This window comes from Streptomyces sp. G45 (assembly GCF_049542095.1).
Lineage (GTDB): Bacteria > Actinomycetota > Actinomycetes > Streptomycetales > Streptomycetaceae > Streptomyces.
Window position 1 is genome coordinate 6,386,565 of sequence record NZ_JBMUZU010000001.1, and the last position, 18,518, is coordinate 6,405,082.

Annotated in this window: 17 protein-coding genes; 9 read left to right on the forward strand and 8 right to left on the reverse strand. The window is 75.8% G+C overall.

What is annotated here, in order from left to right:
• Positions 1–17 precede the first annotated feature (17 nt).
• The 8 genes from ACOBQU_RS26910 to ACOBQU_RS26945 all read left to right on the forward strand — a co-directional run bounded on the left by ACOBQU_RS26910 (position 18) and on the right by ACOBQU_RS26945 (position 10,162).
• Positions 18–2,030 carry an FAD/NAD(P)-binding protein gene (locus ACOBQU_RS26910; protein ID WP_423630329.1) on the forward strand — a complete coding sequence of 671 codons (2,013 nt, stop codon included), beginning with the start codon at positions 18–20 and terminating at the stop codon, positions 2,028–2,030.
• Positions 2,027–3,703, forward strand: a complete 1,677-nt coding sequence (locus ACOBQU_RS26915; RefSeq protein ID WP_423630331.1) for a lyase family protein — start codon at positions 2,027–2,029, stop codon at positions 3,701–3,703. Before ACOBQU_RS26910 ends, ACOBQU_RS26915 begins: the two co-directional genes overlap by 4 nt.
• An 88-nt stretch (positions 3,704–3,791) precedes the next feature.
• A complete protein-coding gene (gene metK / locus ACOBQU_RS26920) occupies positions 3,792–4,997 on the forward strand; it encodes a methionine adenosyltransferase (RefSeq protein ID WP_423630333.1) in 1,206 nt (401 codons plus the stop codon).
• A gap of 91 nt (positions 4,998–5,088) precedes the next feature.
• Positions 5,089–6,147: an ABC transporter substrate-binding protein gene (locus ACOBQU_RS26925; RefSeq protein WP_423630335.1), complete on the forward strand. Its 1,059-nt coding sequence runs from the start codon at positions 5,089–5,091 to the stop codon at positions 6,145–6,147.
• Positions 6,148–6,278: 131 nt separating this feature from the next.
• Positions 6,279–7,361, forward strand: coding sequence for a FecCD family ABC transporter permease (locus tag ACOBQU_RS26930; protein ID WP_423630336.1), 1,083 nt, complete (start codon positions 6,279–6,281; stop codon positions 7,359–7,361).
• Positions 7,358–8,143, forward strand: a complete 786-nt coding sequence (locus ACOBQU_RS26935) for an ABC transporter ATP-binding protein (protein ID WP_423630338.1) — start codon at positions 7,358–7,360, stop codon at positions 8,141–8,143. Before ACOBQU_RS26930 ends, ACOBQU_RS26935 begins: the two co-directional genes overlap by 4 nt.
• Before the next feature lie 88 nt (positions 8,144–8,231).
• The gene (locus ACOBQU_RS26940; RefSeq protein WP_423630340.1) at positions 8,232–9,887 is read left to right on the forward strand and encodes a serine/threonine-protein kinase; all 1,656 of its coding nucleotides are present in this window, start codon (positions 8,232–8,234) and stop codon (positions 9,885–9,887) included.
• Entirely contained in the window at positions 9,782–10,162 is a 381-nt protein-coding gene (locus ACOBQU_RS26945; protein WP_423630342.1) for a hypothetical protein, read from the forward strand. The genes ACOBQU_RS26940 and ACOBQU_RS26945 overlap by 106 nt, the downstream gene beginning before the upstream one ends.
• A 126-nt stretch (positions 10,163–10,288) precedes the next feature.
• On the opposite strand, the gene ACOBQU_RS26950 is transcribed toward ACOBQU_RS26945, so the two are convergent.
• Entirely contained in the window at positions 10,289–10,519 is a 231-nt protein-coding gene (locus ACOBQU_RS26950) for a hypothetical protein (protein WP_423630344.1), read from the reverse strand.
• A 532-nt stretch (positions 10,520–11,051) separates the two neighbouring features.
• On the opposite strand from ACOBQU_RS26950, the gene ACOBQU_RS26955 reads away from it, so the two are divergent.
• Entirely contained in the window at positions 11,052–11,825 is a 774-nt protein-coding gene (locus ACOBQU_RS26955) for an FHA domain-containing protein (protein WP_423630346.1), read from the forward strand.
• Here the strand turns inward: ACOBQU_RS26955 and ACOBQU_RS26960 are convergent.
• The 7 genes from ACOBQU_RS26960 to ACOBQU_RS26990 all read right to left on the reverse strand — a co-directional run bounded on the left by ACOBQU_RS26960 (position 11,794) and on the right by ACOBQU_RS26990 (position 18,387).
• Positions 11,794–12,870 carry a pyridoxal-phosphate dependent enzyme gene (locus ACOBQU_RS26960; protein WP_423630348.1) on the reverse strand — a complete coding sequence of 359 codons (1,077 nt, stop codon included), beginning with the start codon at positions 12,868–12,870 and terminating at the stop codon, positions 11,794–11,796. The two genes, ACOBQU_RS26955 and ACOBQU_RS26960, sit on opposite strands and share 32 nt — an antisense overlap.
• Entirely contained in the window at positions 12,791–13,837 is a 1,047-nt protein-coding gene (locus tag ACOBQU_RS26965; protein WP_423630350.1) for a GHMP kinase, read from the reverse strand. Before ACOBQU_RS26965 ends, ACOBQU_RS26960 begins: the two co-directional genes overlap by 80 nt.
• A complete protein-coding gene (locus ACOBQU_RS26970; protein WP_423634733.1) occupies positions 13,834–14,655 on the reverse strand; it encodes a Rossmann-like domain-containing protein in 822 nt (273 codons plus the stop codon). Before ACOBQU_RS26970 ends, ACOBQU_RS26965 begins: the two co-directional genes overlap by 4 nt.
• A 5-nt stretch (positions 14,656–14,660) precedes the next feature.
• Positions 14,661–15,410 (reverse strand): methyltransferase, encoded by a 750-nt coding sequence (locus tag ACOBQU_RS26975; RefSeq protein WP_423630352.1) that lies wholly within the window; start codon positions 15,408–15,410, stop codon positions 14,661–14,663.
• Between the two features lie 64 nt (positions 15,411–15,474).
• The gene (locus ACOBQU_RS26980) at positions 15,475–16,257 is read right to left on the reverse strand and encodes an ABC transporter ATP-binding protein (RefSeq protein WP_423630354.1); all 783 of its coding nucleotides are present in this window, start codon (positions 16,255–16,257) and stop codon (positions 15,475–15,477) included.
• The gene (locus ACOBQU_RS26985; protein WP_423630356.1) at positions 16,254–17,378 is read right to left on the reverse strand and encodes a FecCD family ABC transporter permease; all 1,125 of its coding nucleotides are present in this window, start codon (positions 17,376–17,378) and stop codon (positions 16,254–16,256) included. The genes ACOBQU_RS26980 and ACOBQU_RS26985 overlap by 4 nt, the downstream gene beginning before the upstream one ends.
• Positions 17,368–18,387 carry an ABC transporter substrate-binding protein gene (locus ACOBQU_RS26990; RefSeq protein ID WP_423630358.1) on the reverse strand — a complete coding sequence of 340 codons (1,020 nt, stop codon included), beginning with the start codon at positions 18,385–18,387 and terminating at the stop codon, positions 17,368–17,370. Before ACOBQU_RS26990 ends, ACOBQU_RS26985 begins: the two co-directional genes overlap by 11 nt.
• Positions 18,388–18,518 lie beyond the last annotated feature (131 nt).

Sequence of the window (18,518 nt, forward strand, 5' to 3'; positions counted from 1 at the left end):
CGGAGGACACCGGCACCATGCACCCGCACACCCCACCCCCCGCGGCGCGCCGTGAAGTGGCCGTCGTCGGCGCGGGCCCGCGCGGCCTGTCCGTACTGGAGCGCCTGTGCGCCAACGAACGCGCCAACGAACGCGCCGACCCCCGCCCCACCCCGCTGACGATCCACGTGATCGACCCCTACCCGCCGGGGCCCGGCCGGGTCTGGCGCACCACCCAGTCCCGGCTGTTGCTGATGAACACCGTCGCCAGCCAGGTCACCGCGTACACGGACGCCACCGTCACCATGGCCGGGCCGGTCGAGGAGGGCCCCAGCCTGTACGAGTGGGCCAAGCACACCGCGCTGCCCGGCGACCCGGCCGCGTACGACGACCAGGTGCGCGCCGAGGCCCGCGACCTGCTGCCCGACTCCTACCCGACGCGCGCGTTCTACGGCCGCTACCTCCAGGACGTATACGCACGGGTCAGGGCCGCCGCGCCCGCGCACTGCCGCGTCGTGGAGCACCGCACCCGCGCGGTGCGCCTCGTCGACGCGGACGGCCACCCGGACGCGGCGCAGACCCTGGACCTCGCCGACGGCACGCGCCTCGCCGACCTGGAGGCCGTCGTCCTCGCCCAGGGGCACCTCCCGGCCGCCGCCACCGCCCACGAGGACCGCCTGGCCCGCGCCGCGGCCGCCCACGGCCTGACCTACGTACGCCCCGCCAACCCCGCCGACCTCGACCTGTCCGCGCTGCCGCCCGGCGAGCCGGTGCTGCTGCGCGGCCTCGGCCTGAACTTCTTCGACCACCTGGCGCTGCTCACCCGCGGCCGGGGCGGGCTGTTCACGCGGCGGCACGGCAGGCTCGTGTACCAGCCCTCCGGGCGCGAGCCGGTCATCGTCGCCGGGTCGCGCCGCGGCCTGCCGTACCACGCGCGCGGCGAGAACGAGAAGGGCGCGCACGGCCGGTACGTGCCGCGCCTGGTCACCGAGGAGACGGCTGCACGGCTGCGGCGGCGCGACGGCGAGCGCGGCGCCCGCTTCGGCACCGACCTGTGGCCGCTGATCGCCCGCGAGGTCGAGAGCGTCTACTACGGCACCCTCCTGGCCTCCCGCCGCCACCCCGGCGCCGCGGACTTCGCCGACCGCTACCTGACCGCCCCCGACGAGCGGGCCCGGTGCCGCCTCCTGGACGCCCACGGCGTCGCCGAGGCCGACCGCTGGGACTGGGAGCGCCTCGCCCGGCCGCACCTCGGGCGCCGCTTCGCCTCCCGCGCCCACTTCCGCTCCTGGACGCTGCGCCACCTGTCCGAGGACGTGCGCGCCGCCCGGCAGGGCAACGTCAGCGGCCCCCTCAAGGCCGCCCTCGACGTGCTGCGCGACCTGCGCAACGAGATCCGCCTGTGCGTGGACCACGGGGGAGTGGAGGGCGACTCGTACCGCGACGAACTCCAGGGCTGGTACACGCCCCTGAACGCCTTCCTGTCCATCGGGCCGCCCGTCTCCCGCGTCGAGGAACTGCGCGCCCTCGTCGAGGCCGGAGTGGTCGAACTCCTCGGCCCCGACCTGGACGTCACCGTCGACGCCGACGGGCCGAACCCGGCCTTCGTCGCCCGCTCGCCCGCGGTCGACGCGGCCCCGGTCAGGGCCACCGCGCTCATCGAGGCCCGCCTGCCCGAACCCGACGTGCGGCACACCGGCGACACCCTGCTCCGCCGCCTCCTCGCCGACGGCCAGGCCACCGCGTACCGCATCGAGGCCGGGCGCGGCACGGCGTACGAGACCGGCGGACTCGCCGTCACCGCGCGCCCGTCCCGCCTGGTCGACGCCCACGGCCGGGCCCATCCGCGGCGCTTCGCCTACGGCGTGCCCACGGAGGGCGTGCACTGGGTGACCGCCGCCGGGATCCGGCCCGGCGTGGACTCGGTGACCCTCGGCGACGCGGACGCCATCGCGCGCGCCGTCCTCGCGCTGCGCCCCGCCCGCGCGGCCGCCCCGGCGCCGCCCGCACGGCCCGGCCGCGAACGGGACCTGCTGGAGGTGACCCCGTGACCCGCCACCCCGCACAGCCCCGGCAGCGCACCGCCGACACACCGGACGCGCCCGCTCCGACGGGACTTGAGGCGCCGGACGCGCCCGGCCGTACGGGATCTGAGGCACCGGGCGCGCCCGGCCGTACGGGATCTGAGGCGCCGGGCGCGCCCGGACGTACGGGACTTGAGGCACCGGGCGCGCTCGGCCCTACGGGACCCGAGGCGCCGGGCGGCGAGCACGGCACCCCCCTCGACGCCCCCGCGGCGACCGCCCCCGACAGCGGGCTGCTCTCCCCGGTGCGCGCGGGCGTCCCCGTGGAGGACGTGGTCGGCGACCGTGCTTGGCTGCAGGCGATGCTCGACGCCGAGGCGGCCCTGGCCCGCACGCAGGCCGCCCTCGGCGCCGTCCCGGCGACGGCCGCCGACGCCATCGGGCGCGCCGCGCGGGCGGAGTTGTACGACCCGCGCGAGCTGGCCCTGGCCTCCCGCGCCACGGCCAACCCCGTGGTCGGCCTCGTCCGCGCCCTGACCGAGGCCGTCGCCCGGCGCGACCCGCGCGCCGCCGAGTACGTGCACCGCGGCTCCACCAGCCAGGACGTCCTGGACACCGGCGCCATGCTGGTCGCCTCGCGGGCCCTGACCGTGGTGCGGTCGGACCTGGCGCGCGCCGCGGACGCCCTCGCGGACCTCGCCGAGCGGCACCGGGCCACGGTCGCCGCCGCACGGACCCTGGCGCTGCACGCCGTCCCCACCACCTTCGGCCTCAGGGCCGCGGGCTGGCGCTCCCTCGTCCTGGACGCCGAGCACCGCCTGGCGGTGGTGCAGCGGTCCCTGCCGGTGTCGCTCGGCGGCGCGGCCGGGACCCTCGCGGGCTACCTGGAGTACGCCCGCCAGGGCGCCGGGACGCTCGACGACGACTACGCCGACCGCCTGGTGGACGCCTACGCCGCCGAACTGGGCCTCGCGCGGCCCGTGCTGCCGTGGCACGCGCTGCGCACCCCGGTGGCCGACCTGGGGGCGGCGCTGGCGTTCACGGCCGGGGCGCTCGGCAAGTTCGCCGCCGACGTGACCACCCTGAGCAGGACCGAGGTCGGCGAGGTCACCGAGCCGACGGGGACGGGGCGCGGCGCCTCGTCCGCGATGCCGCACAAGCGCAACCCGGCCCTGGCCACCCTCATCCGCAGCGCCGCCCTCCAAGTCCCCGCCTTCGCCTCCGTGCTGACCCGGTCCCTGGTGGCGGAGGACGAGCGCGCGGCCGGTGCCTGGCACGCGGAGTGGCTGCCGCTGCGCGAGTGCCTGCGCCTGACGGGCGGCGCGGCGGCGACCGCGTACGAACTCGCCGCGGGTCTCGTCGTGCGGCCCGAGCGCGTCCGCGCCAACCTCGCGCTCACCAGGAGCCAGATCGTCACCGAGCGCCTCGCGGCGGCCCTCGCGCCGCACCTGGGCCGGGCGCGGGCCGCGCGGCTGCTCGCCGACGCCTCCGCGCGGGCCGACCGGGAGGACCGCCCGCTGGCCGCCGTGCTCGCCGAGGACGCCGACGTCGCCCGGCACCTCGACGCCGCCGCCCTCGACGCCCTGCTCGACCCGGCCCACTACACGGGCGCCGCCGACCGCCTCGTCACCGGCGCCCTGCGCCAGCCCGCCGCCGCCCCGCACACCCGCCGCGCGCTGCCCACGCCCGTCCCGCGCTGAACCCCCGTACTCCGCCGCACCCCGGCACCTCAGTGAACTCCCGCACCCCGCCGAGCCGTTCGCCCCCACCGACCCCAAGGAAGCCGCCATGGCCACTCGCCTGTTCACCTCGGAATCCGTCACCGAAGGCCACCCCGACAAGATCGCCGACCAGATCAGCGACACCGTCCTCGACGCCCTCCTCAAGGCCGACCCCGCCTCCCGGGTCGCCGTGGAGACCCTCATCACCACCGGTCAGGTGCACATCGCGGGCGAGGTGAGCACCACGGCGTACGCCGACATCGCGGCGCTCGCCCGCAACAAGATCCTGGAGATCGGCTACGACGCCTCCGCCAAGGGGTTCGACGGCGCCTCCTGCGGCGTGTCCCTGTCCATCGGCACCCAGTCGCCCGACATCGCGCAGGGCGTCGACGCCGCGTACGAGCGGCGCGTCCTCGGCGCCGACGACGCGTTAGCCGCCCAGGGCGCGGGCGACCAGGGCCTGATGTTCGGCTACGCCACCGACGAGACGCCCACCCTGATGCCGCTGCCCATCGACCTCGCGCACCGCCTCTCATACCGCCTCGCGCAGGCCCGGCGCGATGGGTCGATTCCCTATCTGCGCCCCGACGGCAAGACGCAGGTGACCATCGAGTACCAGGGCAGCCGCCCGGTGCGCCTCGACACCGTCGTCGTCTCCACGCAGCACGCCCCCGACGCCAGCCTGGACGGGCACGTCACCCCCGATGTCCGCGAGTACGTCGTCGAACCCGTGCTGCGCCGACTGGAGGAGGACGGCATCAAGCTCGACACGGACGGCCACCGCCTCCTCGTCAACCCCACCGGCCGCTTCGAGATCGGCGGCCCGATGGGCGACGCGGGCCTGACCGGCCGCAAGATCATCATCGATACGTACGGCGGCATGGCCCGCCACGGCGGCGGCGCCTTCTCCGGCAAGGACCCCTCCAAGGTGGACCGCTCGGCGGCGTACGCCACGCGCTGGGTCGCCAAGAACGTCGTCGCCGCGGGCCTCGCCGCCCGCTGCGAGATCCAGGTCGCCTACGCCATCGGCAAGGCCGAGCCGGTGGGCCTGTTCGTGGAGACCTTCGGCACCCACACCGTGCCCGCGGAGCGCATCGAGCAGGCCGTCACCGAGGTCTTCGACCTGCGCCCCGCCGCCATCATCCGCGACCTCGACCTGCGCCGCCCCATCTACGCCCAGACCGCCGCCTACGGCCACTTCGGGCGGGAGCGCGCGGAGTTCACCTGGGAGCGCACCGACCGCGTGGGCGCCCTGCGCCGGGCGGTCGGGTAGCGGGCCGCCGGGAACCCGGCGGCGCCGCGGCGCGACTACCGGTGCGGGCGGCGACGGGCCGCCCCTCGGGTCACGCGGTGGGAGCGTCGTCATGCGCGGTCGGGTGCGGTTCGGTGTGGTGGGTGCGGTGGTGGGGCTCGCCGCCGCCGTCGGCTGTGGGGGCGGCGGCGGGGGCGGCGGCGCCGGGGGCGGCGCGGCCCGCGGGTTCCCGGTGAGCGTCAGCGACTGCGCGGGCGGCGAGACCACCTTCTCCTCCGCCCCCCGGAAGATCGTCACCAGCAACGCGGCCGGTCTCGAACTGCTGCTGCGGCTCGGCGCGGGGGACAAGGTGGTCGGGACCGGGTTCCCACCGGGCAAGGGGGCGCTGCCCACGGCGCTCGACGCGCGGGCCCGGAAGGTCACCGTACTCAGCCGGGGCGTGATCCCCAAGGAGAAGCTGCTCGGCTCCGGCGCCGACCTGTACGTCGACACGTTCGCCTCCATGGCGGGCATGGGCGGCGGCGCCGCAGGCGTCCCGACCGCCGAGGAGTACCGGGCCGTCGGCATGAAGCGGGTCTTCCTCAAGTCCACCGCCTGCGCCGCCGAGCGGAAGGAGCCGCTGACCGACCTGTCGGCCGTCGAGGACGACATCACCGCGCTCGGCGCCCTCACGGGCCGCTCCGCCACCGCGCGGCGGCTCGTCGCGGACATGCGCGCGAAGGTCACGGCCGTGCGCAGGGCGGTCGGCGGACTGCCGCGGGACCAGCGGCCCTCGTACTTCTTCTTCGACTACGACGCCGGGACCCGGCAGCCCACCGTCGTCTGCGACCGCCAGATCGCCCACGCCGTGATCACCCTCGCCGGGGCCCGCAACGCCTTCGGCGACTGCCACGGCGCCTTCAAGCAGGTCGGCTGGGAGGACGTCGTCGCCAAGGACCCCGACTGGATCCAGCTCGCCGTACGCAACCGGGGCGGCGCCGCCGCGAACGAGAAGGCCTTCGACGAGGCCCAGCGGTGGCTGGAGACGAACCCGGCCACCAAGGGGCTCAGCGCCGTCAAGCGGGGGCGGTTCCTGCGCATCGGGTCCGAGCGGACCACCATCGCGGGCGTGGCGAACGCCGACACGGTCCGGGAGATCGCCCGGGCCGTCCATCCCGGCAAGGTGCGGTAGGGAGGGGCGTGGTGGGGTCTTCGATGTCCTCTGCGTCTTCTGCGTCTTCTGCGTCTTCTGCGTCCTCTGCGTCCTCTGCGTCCTCTGCGTCTTCTGCGTCGTCCGAGTCGTCCAAGCAGTCCAAGCCGCCGATGCCTTCCGGTCCTTCTGGGGCGCCCGCTTCCCCTGCGGCCCCCCGGCGCCTCCCCGCAGGGGCCCTCGCGTGCGTGCTCGGCGTGCTGCTGCTGCTCGCGCTGACCGCCGCCGTGTCCTGGGGGTCGACCTCCCTGCCGCCCGGCGAGGTGTGGGGCGTGGTGGCGCGGCGGGTCAGCGGGGCCGCGCCCCGGGGCGGCACCGACGACATGATCGTGTGGCAGCTGCGGGTGCCGCGGGCGCTGCTCGCCGCGCTGGTGGGGGCCGGGCTCGGGCTCGTGGGCACGGCCGTGCAGGCGCTCGTGCGCAACCCGCTGGCCGACCCCTACCTGCTCGGCATCTCCAGCGGGGCCTCGCTCGGGGCCGTCGCCGCGATCGTCCTCGGCGCCGGGGCGGGCGGGGCGTTCGGGCTCGGCCTGTCGGGGGCCGCGTTCGCGGGGGCGCTCGTGACGTTCGCGCTGGTGTGGGCGGTGGCGCGGCGCGGCGGCGGGTTCGCGCCGCTGCGGCTGGTGCTCGCCGGAGTCGCCATCGGGCAGTTCCTGTCCGGCGTCACCAGCTACCTGGTGCTGCGGGCGGGCGACGAACAGCAGACGCAGAGCGTGCTGTTCTGGCTGATGGGCAGCCTCGGCGGGGCCACCTGGGAGCAGCTCGCCGCGCCCGCGGCGGCCGTGCCGCTGGCCTTCGTACTGCTCCAGGCGCGCGCCCGCGGCCTGAACGCGCTGCTCATGGGCGACGAGACGGCCGCCGGGCTCGGCGTCGACACCGGACGGCTGCGGCGGGAGCTGTTCGCCGTGACGAGCGTGCTCACCGGCGTCCTGGTCGCCGTGTCCGGCGCGATCGGCTTCGTCGGCCTGATGGTGCCGCACACCTGCCGCCTCCTCGTGGGCGACGACCACCGCAGGCTGCTGCCGCTGTCCGCGCTCGCCGGGGCGCTGCTCATGGTGGTCGTCGACACCGTGTGCCGCACCGCCATGGACACCCAGGAGCTGCCCGTCGGCGTCGTCACGTCGACCATCGGCGCCCCCGCCCTGCTGTACCTCCTGGACCGGCGGCTGCGCGGCGGGCAGGGAGGCGCCCGGTGAGGGTCGACGTCGAGGACCTGAGCGTCGCCTACGCGGGGCGCACCGTGGTGTCGGGGGCGCGGCTGCTCGCCGCCGACGGGGAGGTCACCGGGCTCGTCGGGCCCAACGGCAGCGGCAAGTCCACCCTCCTGCGCACCGTCTACCGGCATCTGCGCCCCACCGCGGGCCGCGTCCTGCTGGACGGCGCCGACCTGCGCGCGCTGAGCCCCGCCCGGACGGCCCGGCACGTGGCGGCGCTGCCGCAGGAGCGGGGCGCGGACGTCGAGCTGACCGTGGGGGAGGTGGTCGCCCTGGGGCGCACGCCGTACAAGCGGGCCTTCGCCGCGGACGACGACGCCGACCGGGACGCCGTGGCGAAGGCGCTCGCCGAGGTCGGCATGGACGGCGCCGCCGGGCGCGCGTTCTCCGCGCTGTCCGGCGGCGAACGCCAACGGGTGCTGCTGGCGCGGGCGTTCGCGCAGGAGCCGGACGTGCTGGTGCTGGACGAGCCGACGAACCACCTCGACATCCGCCACCAGGTGGAGCTGCTTTCGCTGCTGCGCGGCAGGGGGCGCACCACCCTCGTGTCGCTGCACGACCTCAACGCCGCCGCGTCCGTCTGCGACCGGCTGCACGTCCTGCACCAGGGCGCCGTCGTCGCGTCGGGGCCGCCGCGCGAGGTGCTGACCCCCGCGCTGATCGAGGAGGTGTTCGGCGTGCGGGCCGCGGTGGTCGGGCACCCCCTGACCGGCGATCCGCTCATCGCCTTCGACCATCGGGGGCAGTGCGCGGACATCCCGTGAAGGACCTGTGGGCCCCCCGGCGCAGCCAGTAGGTTCAGGGGCACGTGGGAGGCAGCGGGGCCCCTACCCCGCGGTGAGGGGAGCTGGTGTGCGCCGGGGCACGACCGTCGGTGGCCGCTACCGTCTGATGCGAGGTCCGCTCCAAGGGGGCACGGGCGAGGTGTGGATCGCCCATGACCTCAGGCTGCCCCGGAAGGTGGTGCTGAAGCGGCTGCGCGTGCCGAGCGCGGGCGGCCCCGGCGCCGAGCGCCTGGAGCGCCAGGAGTTCGACCGGCTGCTCGCCGAGGCCCGCGCGCTGGCCCGGTTCAGCCATCCGCACGTCGTCACCCTGCACGACGTGCTGTCGCTGTCCGAGGGCCCGCTCGCCCGGGTGCGCCGCCGGTACGGCTCCTGGCTCGTCATGGAGTACGTGTCCGGGGGCAGCCTCGCCGACCGGCCGCCGCTCACGCCGCAGCGGGCCGCGCGCGCCGGGGCGCAGATCGCCTCCGCCCTCGCCGCGCTGCACGCCGAGGGCATCGTGCACGGCGACGTCAAGCCCGGCAATGTGGTCGCGACGCCCGACGGCCTCGTCAAGCTGGCCGACTTCGGCGCCGCCTACCGCGTGGGCGGCACCGAGACCATCACCCCGCCCGTCCGCTGCGGCTACACGCCGGACTACGCCGCCCGCGAGGTCGTCCGCGGCCAGCCGGAACCGGCGTCGGACGTGTTCTCCCTCGCCGCCCTCGTGCACGCCCTGGTCACCGGTGTGCCGCCGCGCCCCCACACGGGCGCCGACGTCGACGCGCTGATCGCCGACCGGCAGGCCGAGCGCGGCGAGACCGCCCTCGGCCCGGGGCTCGGACCGCTGGCGGAGATCCTGCCCGCGATGCTCGACGCCCGCGCCAAGTACCGGCCCACCGCCGTCGAGGCCCAGCGGCTCTTCGAGCAGGTCGCGGGCCCCCAGGAGCGGCTGCCCCCGCAGCGCGGCGACGGCGGCGACAGCAGCGGCGACACCACGGGCTCCGACGGCGGCACGGACGCCGGGCGGAGCGTACTGCCGGGCAGGTCACGGCAGTTGCTGCTCGCGCTCGGCGTCGCCGCCGTCACCCTGGCCGCGGCCCTGGTCATCCCCGAGGTGTGGTCGGACGACGACGGCGGCGGCGACGGGCGGAACCCGACCGGCACGGCGCGCGCCACGGCGCTGCCCGCCGTCGGCGAGCAGCGCACCGCCGACCCGTGCGCGCTCGCCGACCCGGCCGTGCTCAAACGGTACGGCGAGGCCGAACTCGACCGTGACTACGGCAACTTCGACCGCTGCGACGTCATCGTCGACACCGGCGACGGCGACCCCGTGGACGTCGAGTTCCACTTCGACACCGGCGGCGCCAGCGACCTGTCCGGGCCGCGCCGCACCCGGGGGCGCGTCACCGTGGTGGACGAGGCGGACGACAGCGACGTGTGCGTCCGCACGATGCTGCCCGCCGGGGACCCCGACGTGAACATCTCCGTCGCCGTGCAGCAGGACGAGGGCGACGCGCGGCTGTGCGCCATGGCCGACGCCGCCACCGAGCACGCCGTGCGGGTCCTCAACCGGGGGAAGCTCCCCGCCGTCCGCCGTCGCCGCCGGGCTCCCTCATCCGGGAGGACGCCTGCGCCCTGGTGGACGCCAAGACCCTGGAGGCGATCCCCGGCATCGACGCCCGCGCCCGCGACATCGGCTTCGGGGCGTGGGACTGCGAGTGGGCCAGCACCACCAACGACCTGACCCTGGAGATCCGCTTCGACCGCGGCCAGCCGCTGACCGCCGACGACGGCACGCTCACCCGGATCGACGGGCGGCGCGCCGTCGTCGAGCCGGACGTCGAGGGCCCCCGCACCTGCCGCGTCCGGGTCGTCCACCGCGAGTACACCGACGCGGGCGGCGACAAGGCCGTGGAGACGCTGAACGTCACCGTCGGCGGCGACCCGTCCCAGGACCGGCTGCGCCGCCTGGCCACGCGCTTCGCGGCCGCCGCGGCCCACCGGGCCGGGGTCGGCTAGGCCGCACAGGCCGCACAGGCCGCACAGGCCGCACAGGCCGCACAGGCCGCACAGGCCGCACAGGCCAGACAGGCCGCACAGGCCAGACAGGCCGGGCTGCTCGGGCTGCGCGGGTCGGCCGGGCGGTCACTTCGCGGGGTGGATGGAGAGCACGGCCGTGCCGCCGCCGAGGGACAGGACGCGGAAGGCGACGCGGTTCAGCTGGCCGGTGCCGCCCTCGCTCATCGTCGTACTGAGGAACGGCCCGCCGCCCACGCCCACGGCCTCCACGACCACCGAGTCCCGGGTGATCGCGGCGACGGTCAGCTCACCCACCCGGAACCGGCTGTCGATGGGGATGACCGTCGGCTTCGACACGGCGATCCGGCACCGCCCGTCGAAGCAGGCCCGCACGTCGGTGACGGGCGCGGTGCGCGGCGGCCCGGTCGACGGGGCGGGGCGCGGGGGCTCGGCCGTCCGGGTGGGGCGCGCGGAGTGCGGGGGCCGCGCGGGACTCGTGCGCCGTACGGGCCTCTTGGGCCGCGCCGAGCCGCGGCCGGGCTCCGGGCTCTCCCCGGCCGCGGGGTCCGTGGCCGGGCCCGGGGTCCGCGCGGCCGTGCCCGGGGCGGCGGACGACGGCTCCCTCCCCCTGCGGAGCCGTCGTCCGGTTCGTCGGCGCCGCAGCCGCAGACCGCCGTCAGGCCGAGCGCCACCGCCGCGGCCAGCAGGCCCGCCGTCCGATAGGCCGTCCGCGTCCGCTGCTTCCCCATGGCGTGATCCCTCGTCCCACCCGTGACTGCCGTGTGCCGTGCCACGGTTGTAGGGCGGGCGGTCCGGGACGGGTCCCGTACCGGCGGGACACACTGGTCGTCCCAGGTCGTCCCAGCGCGGCCGACGAGGAGGCCGAACCATGAACAGCGCCAGCAGTCTCGCGCGCGGCGTCGCGCCCGCCCGGCCCGGCACCCTGCACGCGCGCACCGTCACCGGCGACATCAAGGTGCCGCCGCGGCCCGGCCTGGTGGTCCGGTTCGGGCGGGGCGAGGAGCCGGACGTCGACCTCGGGGTCGGCGAGCACGACCTGATGGTGAGCCGACGGCACGGCGAACTCACGTACCACGACCGGAGCTGGTGGCTGCGCAACACCGGGCAGCAGCTGCTGCGCCTGCCGCGCGGCCGGATGATGCACACCAGCACCGACCCCGTGCCGCTCGCCCCCGGCTACACCCCGCTGTTCGTGCGCGGCTCCGGCTACCGCGAGCACCTCGTCGAGCTGTACGTCTCCGGCCACGACGACCAGGGCCTGGTGACCCGGCGCCGCGCCGACACCGTGCCGCCCAAGCGCTGGCACCTCGACGACGACGAGCGGCTGCTGCTCGTCGTCCTCGGCCAGGAGTACCTGCTGTACGAGGAGAGCCCGCGCCCCCTGACGTACACACGGGCCGCGAAGCAGCTGGCGTATCTGCGGCCCGACCGCTCCTGGGGCGAGCGGAAGATCGAGTACCGGGTGGAGTCCGTGCGTCGCCGCCTGCACGAGAGCGGCTTCCCCTACCCGCTGCTGCACGACACGACGGCGGGCCGCCCCTCCGACAACAGCCTGCTGCACAACCTGCTCAGGGGCCTGGTGGAGTCCACGACCCTGGTCCCCCCGGACCTCACCCTGATGGACGACGACCCGGAAGCGTAGGGGACGGCTCCCCGCGGGGCGCGGTGGCCTCGCGCGGCGCCACCGCGGGCGGCGGGGCCGCCGCCCCGTTCCACTCCATCCGCGCCCACGGCAGCGCCAGGTCGGTCAGGGAGGTGACCGTGCGGGGGGCGAGGGTGTGCAGGGGAGCGGCTTCGAGGTGGCGGGCGAAGACCGTGTCGACGTAGCGGTGGCCGGTGTCGGCGGCGATGAACACCGTGGTGCCGCCGGGGGAGCGGCCGTGCTCCCAGCGCGCGGCGGCGTAGCCCGCGCCGGTGGACAGGCCCGCGAACACGGCGTGGCGGCGCAGCAGGTCGACGCTCCCGGCGAGCGCGGTGTCGAACGACAGCCAGTGCACCGTGTCGTACGCGTCGTGGGCGACGTTGGCGAACGGGATGGAGCTGCCGATCCCGGCGATGATGATCTCCGGGTCGGACACGTGCTCGCTGCCGAAGGTGACGCTGCCGAAGGGCTGTACGCCCACGAGCCGCACCCCGTCGCCGCCCGCGCGCAGGTAGCGGGCGAGCGCGCCGGTGGAGGCGCCGGAGCCGACGCCGCCGACGAGGGTCAGCGGCCCGGGCCCGGCGGCGGCGCGCAGGCGCTCGGCGACGGCCCGGTAGCCCAGGTAGTGGATGTCGTCGTGGTACTGGCGCATCCAGAAGTAGCCGGGGCGCTCGCGGAGGATCTCGTGGACGCGCTCCACCCGCCGCTTCTGGTCCAGCTTCAGGTCGGCGCTCGGCGGCATCTGCTCCAACTCGGCACCCAGGATGGCCAGTTGGGTGCGCAGGGTGTGGTCGACGGTGGTGGAGCCGACGATGTGGCAGCGCAGCCCGTGGCGGTGGCAGGCCAGGGCGAGGGCGTAGGCGTAGATGCCGCTTGAGCTGTCCAGGAGGGTGTCGCCGGGGCGCACCGCGCCGGTGTCGAGCAGGTGGCGCACGGCCGCGAGGGCCGAGACCACCTTCATGGTCTCAAAGCGCAGGCAGATGAGCCGTTCGTCGACGCGTATCAGGTCGGGTCGGCCGATCGCTTCCGCGATGTGCTCGTCCATGCGGGGGCTCCAGGGGGGTGGGGTGGTGGGCGGTTCTGTGGGTCGGGGGGCGCGTGGCGGCCGTCGCGGACGTCGCGAAGGTGTACGTGGTGGGGATTCCGGCCGCGTCGAGGGAGCGCGCGCAGCGGGCGACGCGGTCGCGCAGGTCCGGCGCCGCCGGGTCGAACAGCAGGCCCGCCACGTTGCCGCTGTGCGCGATCTGCACGCCGACGGCGCCGACGCGGCCCGCGATGTCCGTGAGCGTCCCGAACTCGGCGTGCGGCAGCACGCGTTGGCGCCGCCGCGCGCTCTCGGTCGCCACGTGGCCGAGCAGCACGGGGTCGGCGGCGGCGACCGCGCGCCGCAGCTGGGCCCGCAGGTGCTCGTACGCCGTGACGTCCGCGTCGTCGTCCGCGGGGCACGGCAGCGCCAGGGTGTCCACGGGCCGCCCGCCGCCGAGCGCGCAGCCGACGACGACGGCGGGCGGCAGCGCGGCGCCGAACTCCTCCAGGACCCGGCCCTCGCGCTGCGCGAAGAGCCGGGGGCGGCCGTCCAGCATCAGCGGGTCCGAGGCCCGCTCGGCGCGCACCGCGAGCCGCGCGACGGCGTCGGGGGCGAGCCGGGCGCCGAACGCGTCCGCGACGGCCCGCACCGCGGCGATCACGTCGCTGCTCGACGACCCCATGCCGAGGCCCACCGGCACGCTGCCGGTGAGGCGCAACTCGCCGCCGCAGAGCGGCTCTTGGCGGAGCGTGGCGCACTCGGCCATGGCGTACGTGGCGGCGCGCAGCGCCTTGGTGCGGTCGGCGGGGACCACGGTGACGTCCTCGGTGCCGGGGCGGCGGACGAACCGCGCCCGGGTGCCGAGCCCGGCCAGCGGCAGCGTGACCAGGCCCGCGCGGCGCCGCCCCCGCTCGTCGAGGAAGACGCCCTGGAGGATCTCGCCGTGGTGGCAGGCGGCGTGCCCGGTGCCCTCCCGCGCGGTCATGCGGCACCCTTCCCGCCCGGCGCCGCCCGGTACCGGTACAGGGCCGTCGGCTCGGCGCTGAACTGGGAGAACGGGAACGGCTCCGCGGACAGCGCGGTCACCCCCGTACCGAGGAAGGCCCGCGCCACCGCGCTGCCGGACTGGGCGTACACCACGAGCGGGACGCCGCGCTCGCGGCAGCGGCCGAGGATCGTGTCGAAGCTGCCGTTGGACAGCGTCATGCCGGTGGCGACGACGGCGTCGGCGGCGTCGAGCACCTCGTGCATGTCGCGCGTGACCGGGTCGCCCCACTGGGTGGCGCGCAGGTTGAAGTCGCAGGGCAGCGGCTGGCCGCCGCGCTCGCGGATGGCGGCGACGAGCGGGTTGACGACGCCGATGAGGGCGACCTTGGCGCCGGGTTCGATGTCGAGGAGGCCCGCGATGGCCGTGTCCCTGGCCACCGCCCGCACCTCCGGCGGGCCTGCGGGCAGCGTCACCGGCTCGGCGCCGGGGCTCTCGCGGTGCGGCTGGACGGCGGCCAGGTAGGCGTCGAGCGCGGCCGTCCGCAGCGGCGTGGGCGCCGTGCCGAGCAGGGCGGCGAGCGGACTGCCCGAGGCGTCCCGGCAGACGGCGGGGTCGATCTCGCCCGCCTCGAAGGCGCAGCCCCCGAAGGCGCCGCCGACGCGGACGAGGACGTACTGGTTGAGGTAGGTGACGCCGCCGCCCGCCAGGCGCGTCCCGTGGTGGATCCAGAACACGCTGGTGGCGGTCAACTCGGCCGGGTCGGGGCCCAGTTCGCCCGCGAGGGCGGCGGCCAGCAGCTCGTCGACGGTCTTCACGGCCTTCACGCCCGGCCTCCGCGGGTGCGGTGGGACACGAACCTGAACAGGAAGGTGAGGACGCCGTCGCGCCAGTCGCGCACGTAGTCGATCTCCGGCGTGAAGCCCCTCTCCTGGGCGTCGCGCACGATGGTGCGCAGGTCGGCGGTGTTGGAGGCGATCACGTACACCGCGCCGCCCGGCGCGAGCAGCTCCCGCTCGGCGAGCCGCGCGAAGAACCGGGCGAGCAGCGGCGCGCCGACGCAGGTGTTCCGTACGACGTCGGGGTCGTCGCTGACCCTCTGGCTGACGGCGGGCGGGTTGAAGGTGACGACGTCGAGCCGCGTGCCGGGCGGCAGGCCGTCGAACAGGTCGCCCGCGGCGGGCAGGAACGCGGTGCCGTCGCGGTCGCCGACGAGCCGGGCGTAGTGCCGGGCGGCGGTGGCGACGGACTCGGGGTGCACGTCCATCGCGTGGATCTCCCGCGCCCCGCGCACCCCGGCGGCGACGGCCTCCACGCCGAGTCCGGCGCCCATGGCGCCGTAGCGCAGGCCGCGGGTCTCGATGCGGCCGTCGAGGATCCGCTCGTGGATCAGGCGGCTGGTCCAGCCCGGCAGGAAGACGCCGGGCGGCACGTCGAAGGTCCAGCCGTTCCACTCGTACGCACGGGTGGTGTGCAGGTCCTGCTGGGGCCGGTTGAGCGCGATGATCCGCTCGGCGGGCAGGGGCGGCGGCAGCTGCCGCAGCAGATCGGGTCCGGTGGCGGTGGTGTCCATCAACAGTCCTTTTCTCCAAGGGGTTGTCTAAAGGGTTCTCTAGGGGGATCTCTAAGGGGTTCTCTCAGGGGTTCGGGGGTGTGGGGAGGGTGCCGCGGTAGCTGACCGTGAGGTGGCCGAGGGCGTCCGGTCCGGTCTCGGCGTCCACCTCGAAGACCTCCGCGAGCAGCTCCGGCGTCAGCACGTCCTTCGGCGGCCCGGCGGCGACGAGGCGGCCGCCGTGCAGCAGGAGCAGCCGGTCGCAGTGGCGGGCGGCGAGCGCCAGGTCGTGCAGGGCGACCAGGACGGTCTGGTCGGTGGCCGCGAGCAGCCCGAGCAGCTCCAACTGGTGCTTGACGTCGAGGTGGTTGGTGGGCTCGTCGAGCAGGATCGCGTACGGCTGCTGGGCCAGGGCGCGCGCGATGTGGGCGCGCTGCCGCTCCCCGCCCGACAGGGCCTTCCAGGGGCGCTCCCGCAGCCCGGTCAGGCCGAGCCGGTCCAGGGCGGCGGCCACCACGGCCCGGTCGCGGGCGTCGGCGCCGCGCCACCGGTCGCCGAACGGGGTGCGCCCGAGGCCCACGACGTCGACGACCCGCAGTTCACTGTCGGTGTCGGCGGCCTGCTCCACGAACGCCAGGCGCCGCGCGATCCGCCGCGCGCCCCACCCGCGGATCGGCTCCCCGTCGTACGCGACGGCGCCCGCGGTGGGGGCCCGCAGGCCCGCCAGGCAGCGCAGCAGGGAGGACTTGCCGGAGCCGTTGGGCCCGATCAGGCCGACGGTCTCGCCGGGCGCCACGTCCAGGGACACGTCGTCGACGACGACCCGGCCGCCGACGGACCAGCTCACGTGCTCGGCGGTGATCCTCACAGCTCCCCCCTCCCGCGCAGCACCAGCAGGAACAGCGGCACCCCGAGCAGCGCCGTGAACACGCCGACGGGCACCTCCTGCGGTGTGAACGCCACCCGCGCCAGCGCGTCCGTCCACACCAGGAACACCGCGCCGACCAGCGCCGACAGCGGCAGCAGCACCCGGTGCGGCGGCCCGACGAGGAACCGCACGCCGTGCGGCACGATCAGCCCGACGAACCCGATCGCCCCGACGGACGCGACGGCCACCGACGTCATCAGGGACGTCACCACCAGCAGCGCCCACCGGGTGGCCCGCACGTCCACGCCCAGCGAGGACGCGGTGTCCGCGCCGAACGAGAACCCGTCCAGGGCCGCCGAGTTGAGCCACAGCACAAGCAGTCCCGCCCCCGTCACGGCGGCCGTCACCGCCACCGCGTCCCAGCGGGCGGGCGCCATCGAGCCGAGCAGCCACTGCGTGATCGCCCGGACCATCTCCGCGTCGCCGGACGCCATCAGGACCAGCGAGGTGAGGGCCGTGAAGAGCTGCGCCACGACGACGCCCGTGAGCACGATCCGCGTCGAGTCGAGCCCGGAGCGCCGCAGCAGCAGCATGAGCAGCGCGAACGACACCATCGCGCCCACGAACGCGCCGCCCGTCACGCCGAGCGACGCCGACCCGACGCCGAGCACCACCACGGTGACGGCCCCCGTCGAGGCGCCCGAGGAGATGCCCAGGAGGTAGGGGTCGGCGAGCGCGTTGCGGGTGACCGCCTGGAGGGCCGCGCCGCACACCGCGAGGCAGGCGCCGACGAGCGCCGCGAGCAGCACGCGCGGCGCCCGCAGCTCCCAGATCAGCGAGTCCACCAGCGGCGGCAACGGCTCCACGTCCAGGCCCAGATGGAAGCCGACGCCGCGCCAGACGTCGCCGTACGACACATCGGTGGTGCCGATGCGCACGGACACGGCGGCGGACGCGACCAGCGCGAGAGCGCACAGCAGGAACAGCCCGGCCCGCGCCCCGAACCCCCGGACGCCCGGGGCGGCGGCACGGGACTCCTCGGGCACCGCCGCGCCGCGCGCCGACGGGTGCAGCAGGTCTGGGGCGCCGACGGCCTCCCGAAGGCCCGCGCTAGCGGACATACCCGAGGTCCCTCATCCCGGCGACGAGCCGCGGCAGCGCCTTGGACGTCCGCACCGACGGGTCCATCTCCGTGCCGGGGATCTCGACGACGCGCTTCTCCCGCACGGCGGGCAGCTTCGCCATGACCGGGTTGGCGCGGATCGCCCTGAGCTTGTCGGCGGCGCTGTCGCCGGGCTTGCCGCGCTCCGACAGGTCGCCGATCACCAGGAAGTCCGGCTCGCGCTTGGCGACTTCCTCCCAGGTGACCTGCGGCCAGTCCTCGTCGATGTCGTCGAAGGCGTTCTTCGCGCCGACGATCCGGCTCATCTCGCTGGGGATCGCCGTCCCGCCCGCGACGTACGGGGTGTCGCCGTACACGGAGTACACCCACACCACGCTGGGCTCGCCCCTGACCTTCTCCTTGGTCTTCGCGGCCTCGGCGAGCGTGGCCCGCTGCTGCCGCACGAGCTCGGCCGCGCGCTTCTCGACGCCGAAGATCCGCCCGACGTCGGCGTAGTCCTTGAAGAGCAGTTCGAAGGGCGTCTTGCCCGTGCCGTTCTGCTTCGGGCAGTCCACGGCGCTCACGAACGACGGCAGGCCGAGCCTCGCCAGCTCCTCGCGGGTGCCGACGCGGTCCTTGGTGAAGTAGTCGGTGAAGCCGCCGAGGGTGAAGTCCGGTGTGGCGGCGCGCAGTTGCTCACTGGTGAGGATCTTCGGGCTGAGCACCTTCACCTGGTCGTACGCCTTCGCGTACTCCGGCGCGATCTTCGTCTTGAGGTTGGACGTACCGGCCATGCGGTCCTGGAGGCCGAGGGCGAGCAGCACCTCGGTGGACGACTGGTCGAGGGCGACGGCGCGTTCGGGCGCCTTGTCGAAGGCGAGCGTGCGGCCGCAGCTCGTGACGGTCGTCCGGTGGGCGGCGGCCTTGTCGCCGGTGCCGTCCTCGCTGCCCTCGCCGTCCGACGAGCAGCCGACGGCCGTGAGGGTGAGGGCCAGGGCGGCGATGCCGAGGCGGGCGGGGTGACGCATGGGACCTCCGGTCTGGGGGTGGGGTGCGATAAGAGTACTGTAATGGTAATCATTTTCAATTACGGGTCCGGGGTCGGCCTCGACCGCGCGCCGGGGTCGGCCGCGACCCGTACGACAGAAGGGGGCGCCCC

What these genes read in the sequence shown, in the direction of transcription:
- ACOBQU_RS26925 (WP_423630335.1), top strand. Translation starts at nt 5,089, where the DNA reads ATGCGCGGTCGGGTGCGGTTCGGTGTGGTGGGTGCGGTGGTGGGGCTC.
- ACOBQU_RS26955 (WP_423630346.1), top strand. Translation starts at nt 11,052, where the DNA reads ATGAACAGCGCCAGCAGTCTCGCGCGCGGCGTCGCGCCCGCCCGGCCC.
- ACOBQU_RS26910 (WP_423630329.1), top strand. Translation starts at nt 18, where the DNA reads ATGCACCCGCACACCCCACCCCCCGCGGCGCGCCGTGAAGTGGCCGTC.
- ACOBQU_RS26985 (WP_423630356.1), bottom strand. Translation starts at nt 17,378, where the DNA reads ATGTCCGCTAGCGCGGGCCTTCGGGAGGCCGTCGGCGCCCCAGACCTG.
- ACOBQU_RS26990 (WP_423630358.1), bottom strand. Translation starts at nt 18,387, where the DNA reads ATGCGTCACCCCGCCCGCCTCGGCATCGCCGCCCTGGCCCTCACCCTC.
- metK (WP_423630333.1), top strand. Translation starts at nt 3,792, where the DNA reads ATGGCCACTCGCCTGTTCACCTCGGAATCCGTCACCGAAGGCCACCCC.
- ACOBQU_RS26975 (WP_423630352.1), bottom strand. Translation starts at nt 15,410, where the DNA reads ATGGACACCACCGCCACCGGACCCGATCTGCTGCGGCAGCTGCCGCCG.
- ACOBQU_RS26965 (WP_423630350.1), bottom strand. Translation starts at nt 13,837, where the DNA reads ATGACCGCGCGGGAGGGCACCGGGCACGCCGCCTGCCACCACGGCGAG.
- ACOBQU_RS26930 (WP_423630336.1), top strand. Translation starts at nt 6,279, where the DNA reads ATGCCTTCCGGTCCTTCTGGGGCGCCCGCTTCCCCTGCGGCCCCCCGG.
- ACOBQU_RS26960 (WP_423630348.1), bottom strand. Translation starts at nt 12,870, where the DNA reads ATGGACGAGCACATCGCGGAAGCGATCGGCCGACCCGACCTGATACGC.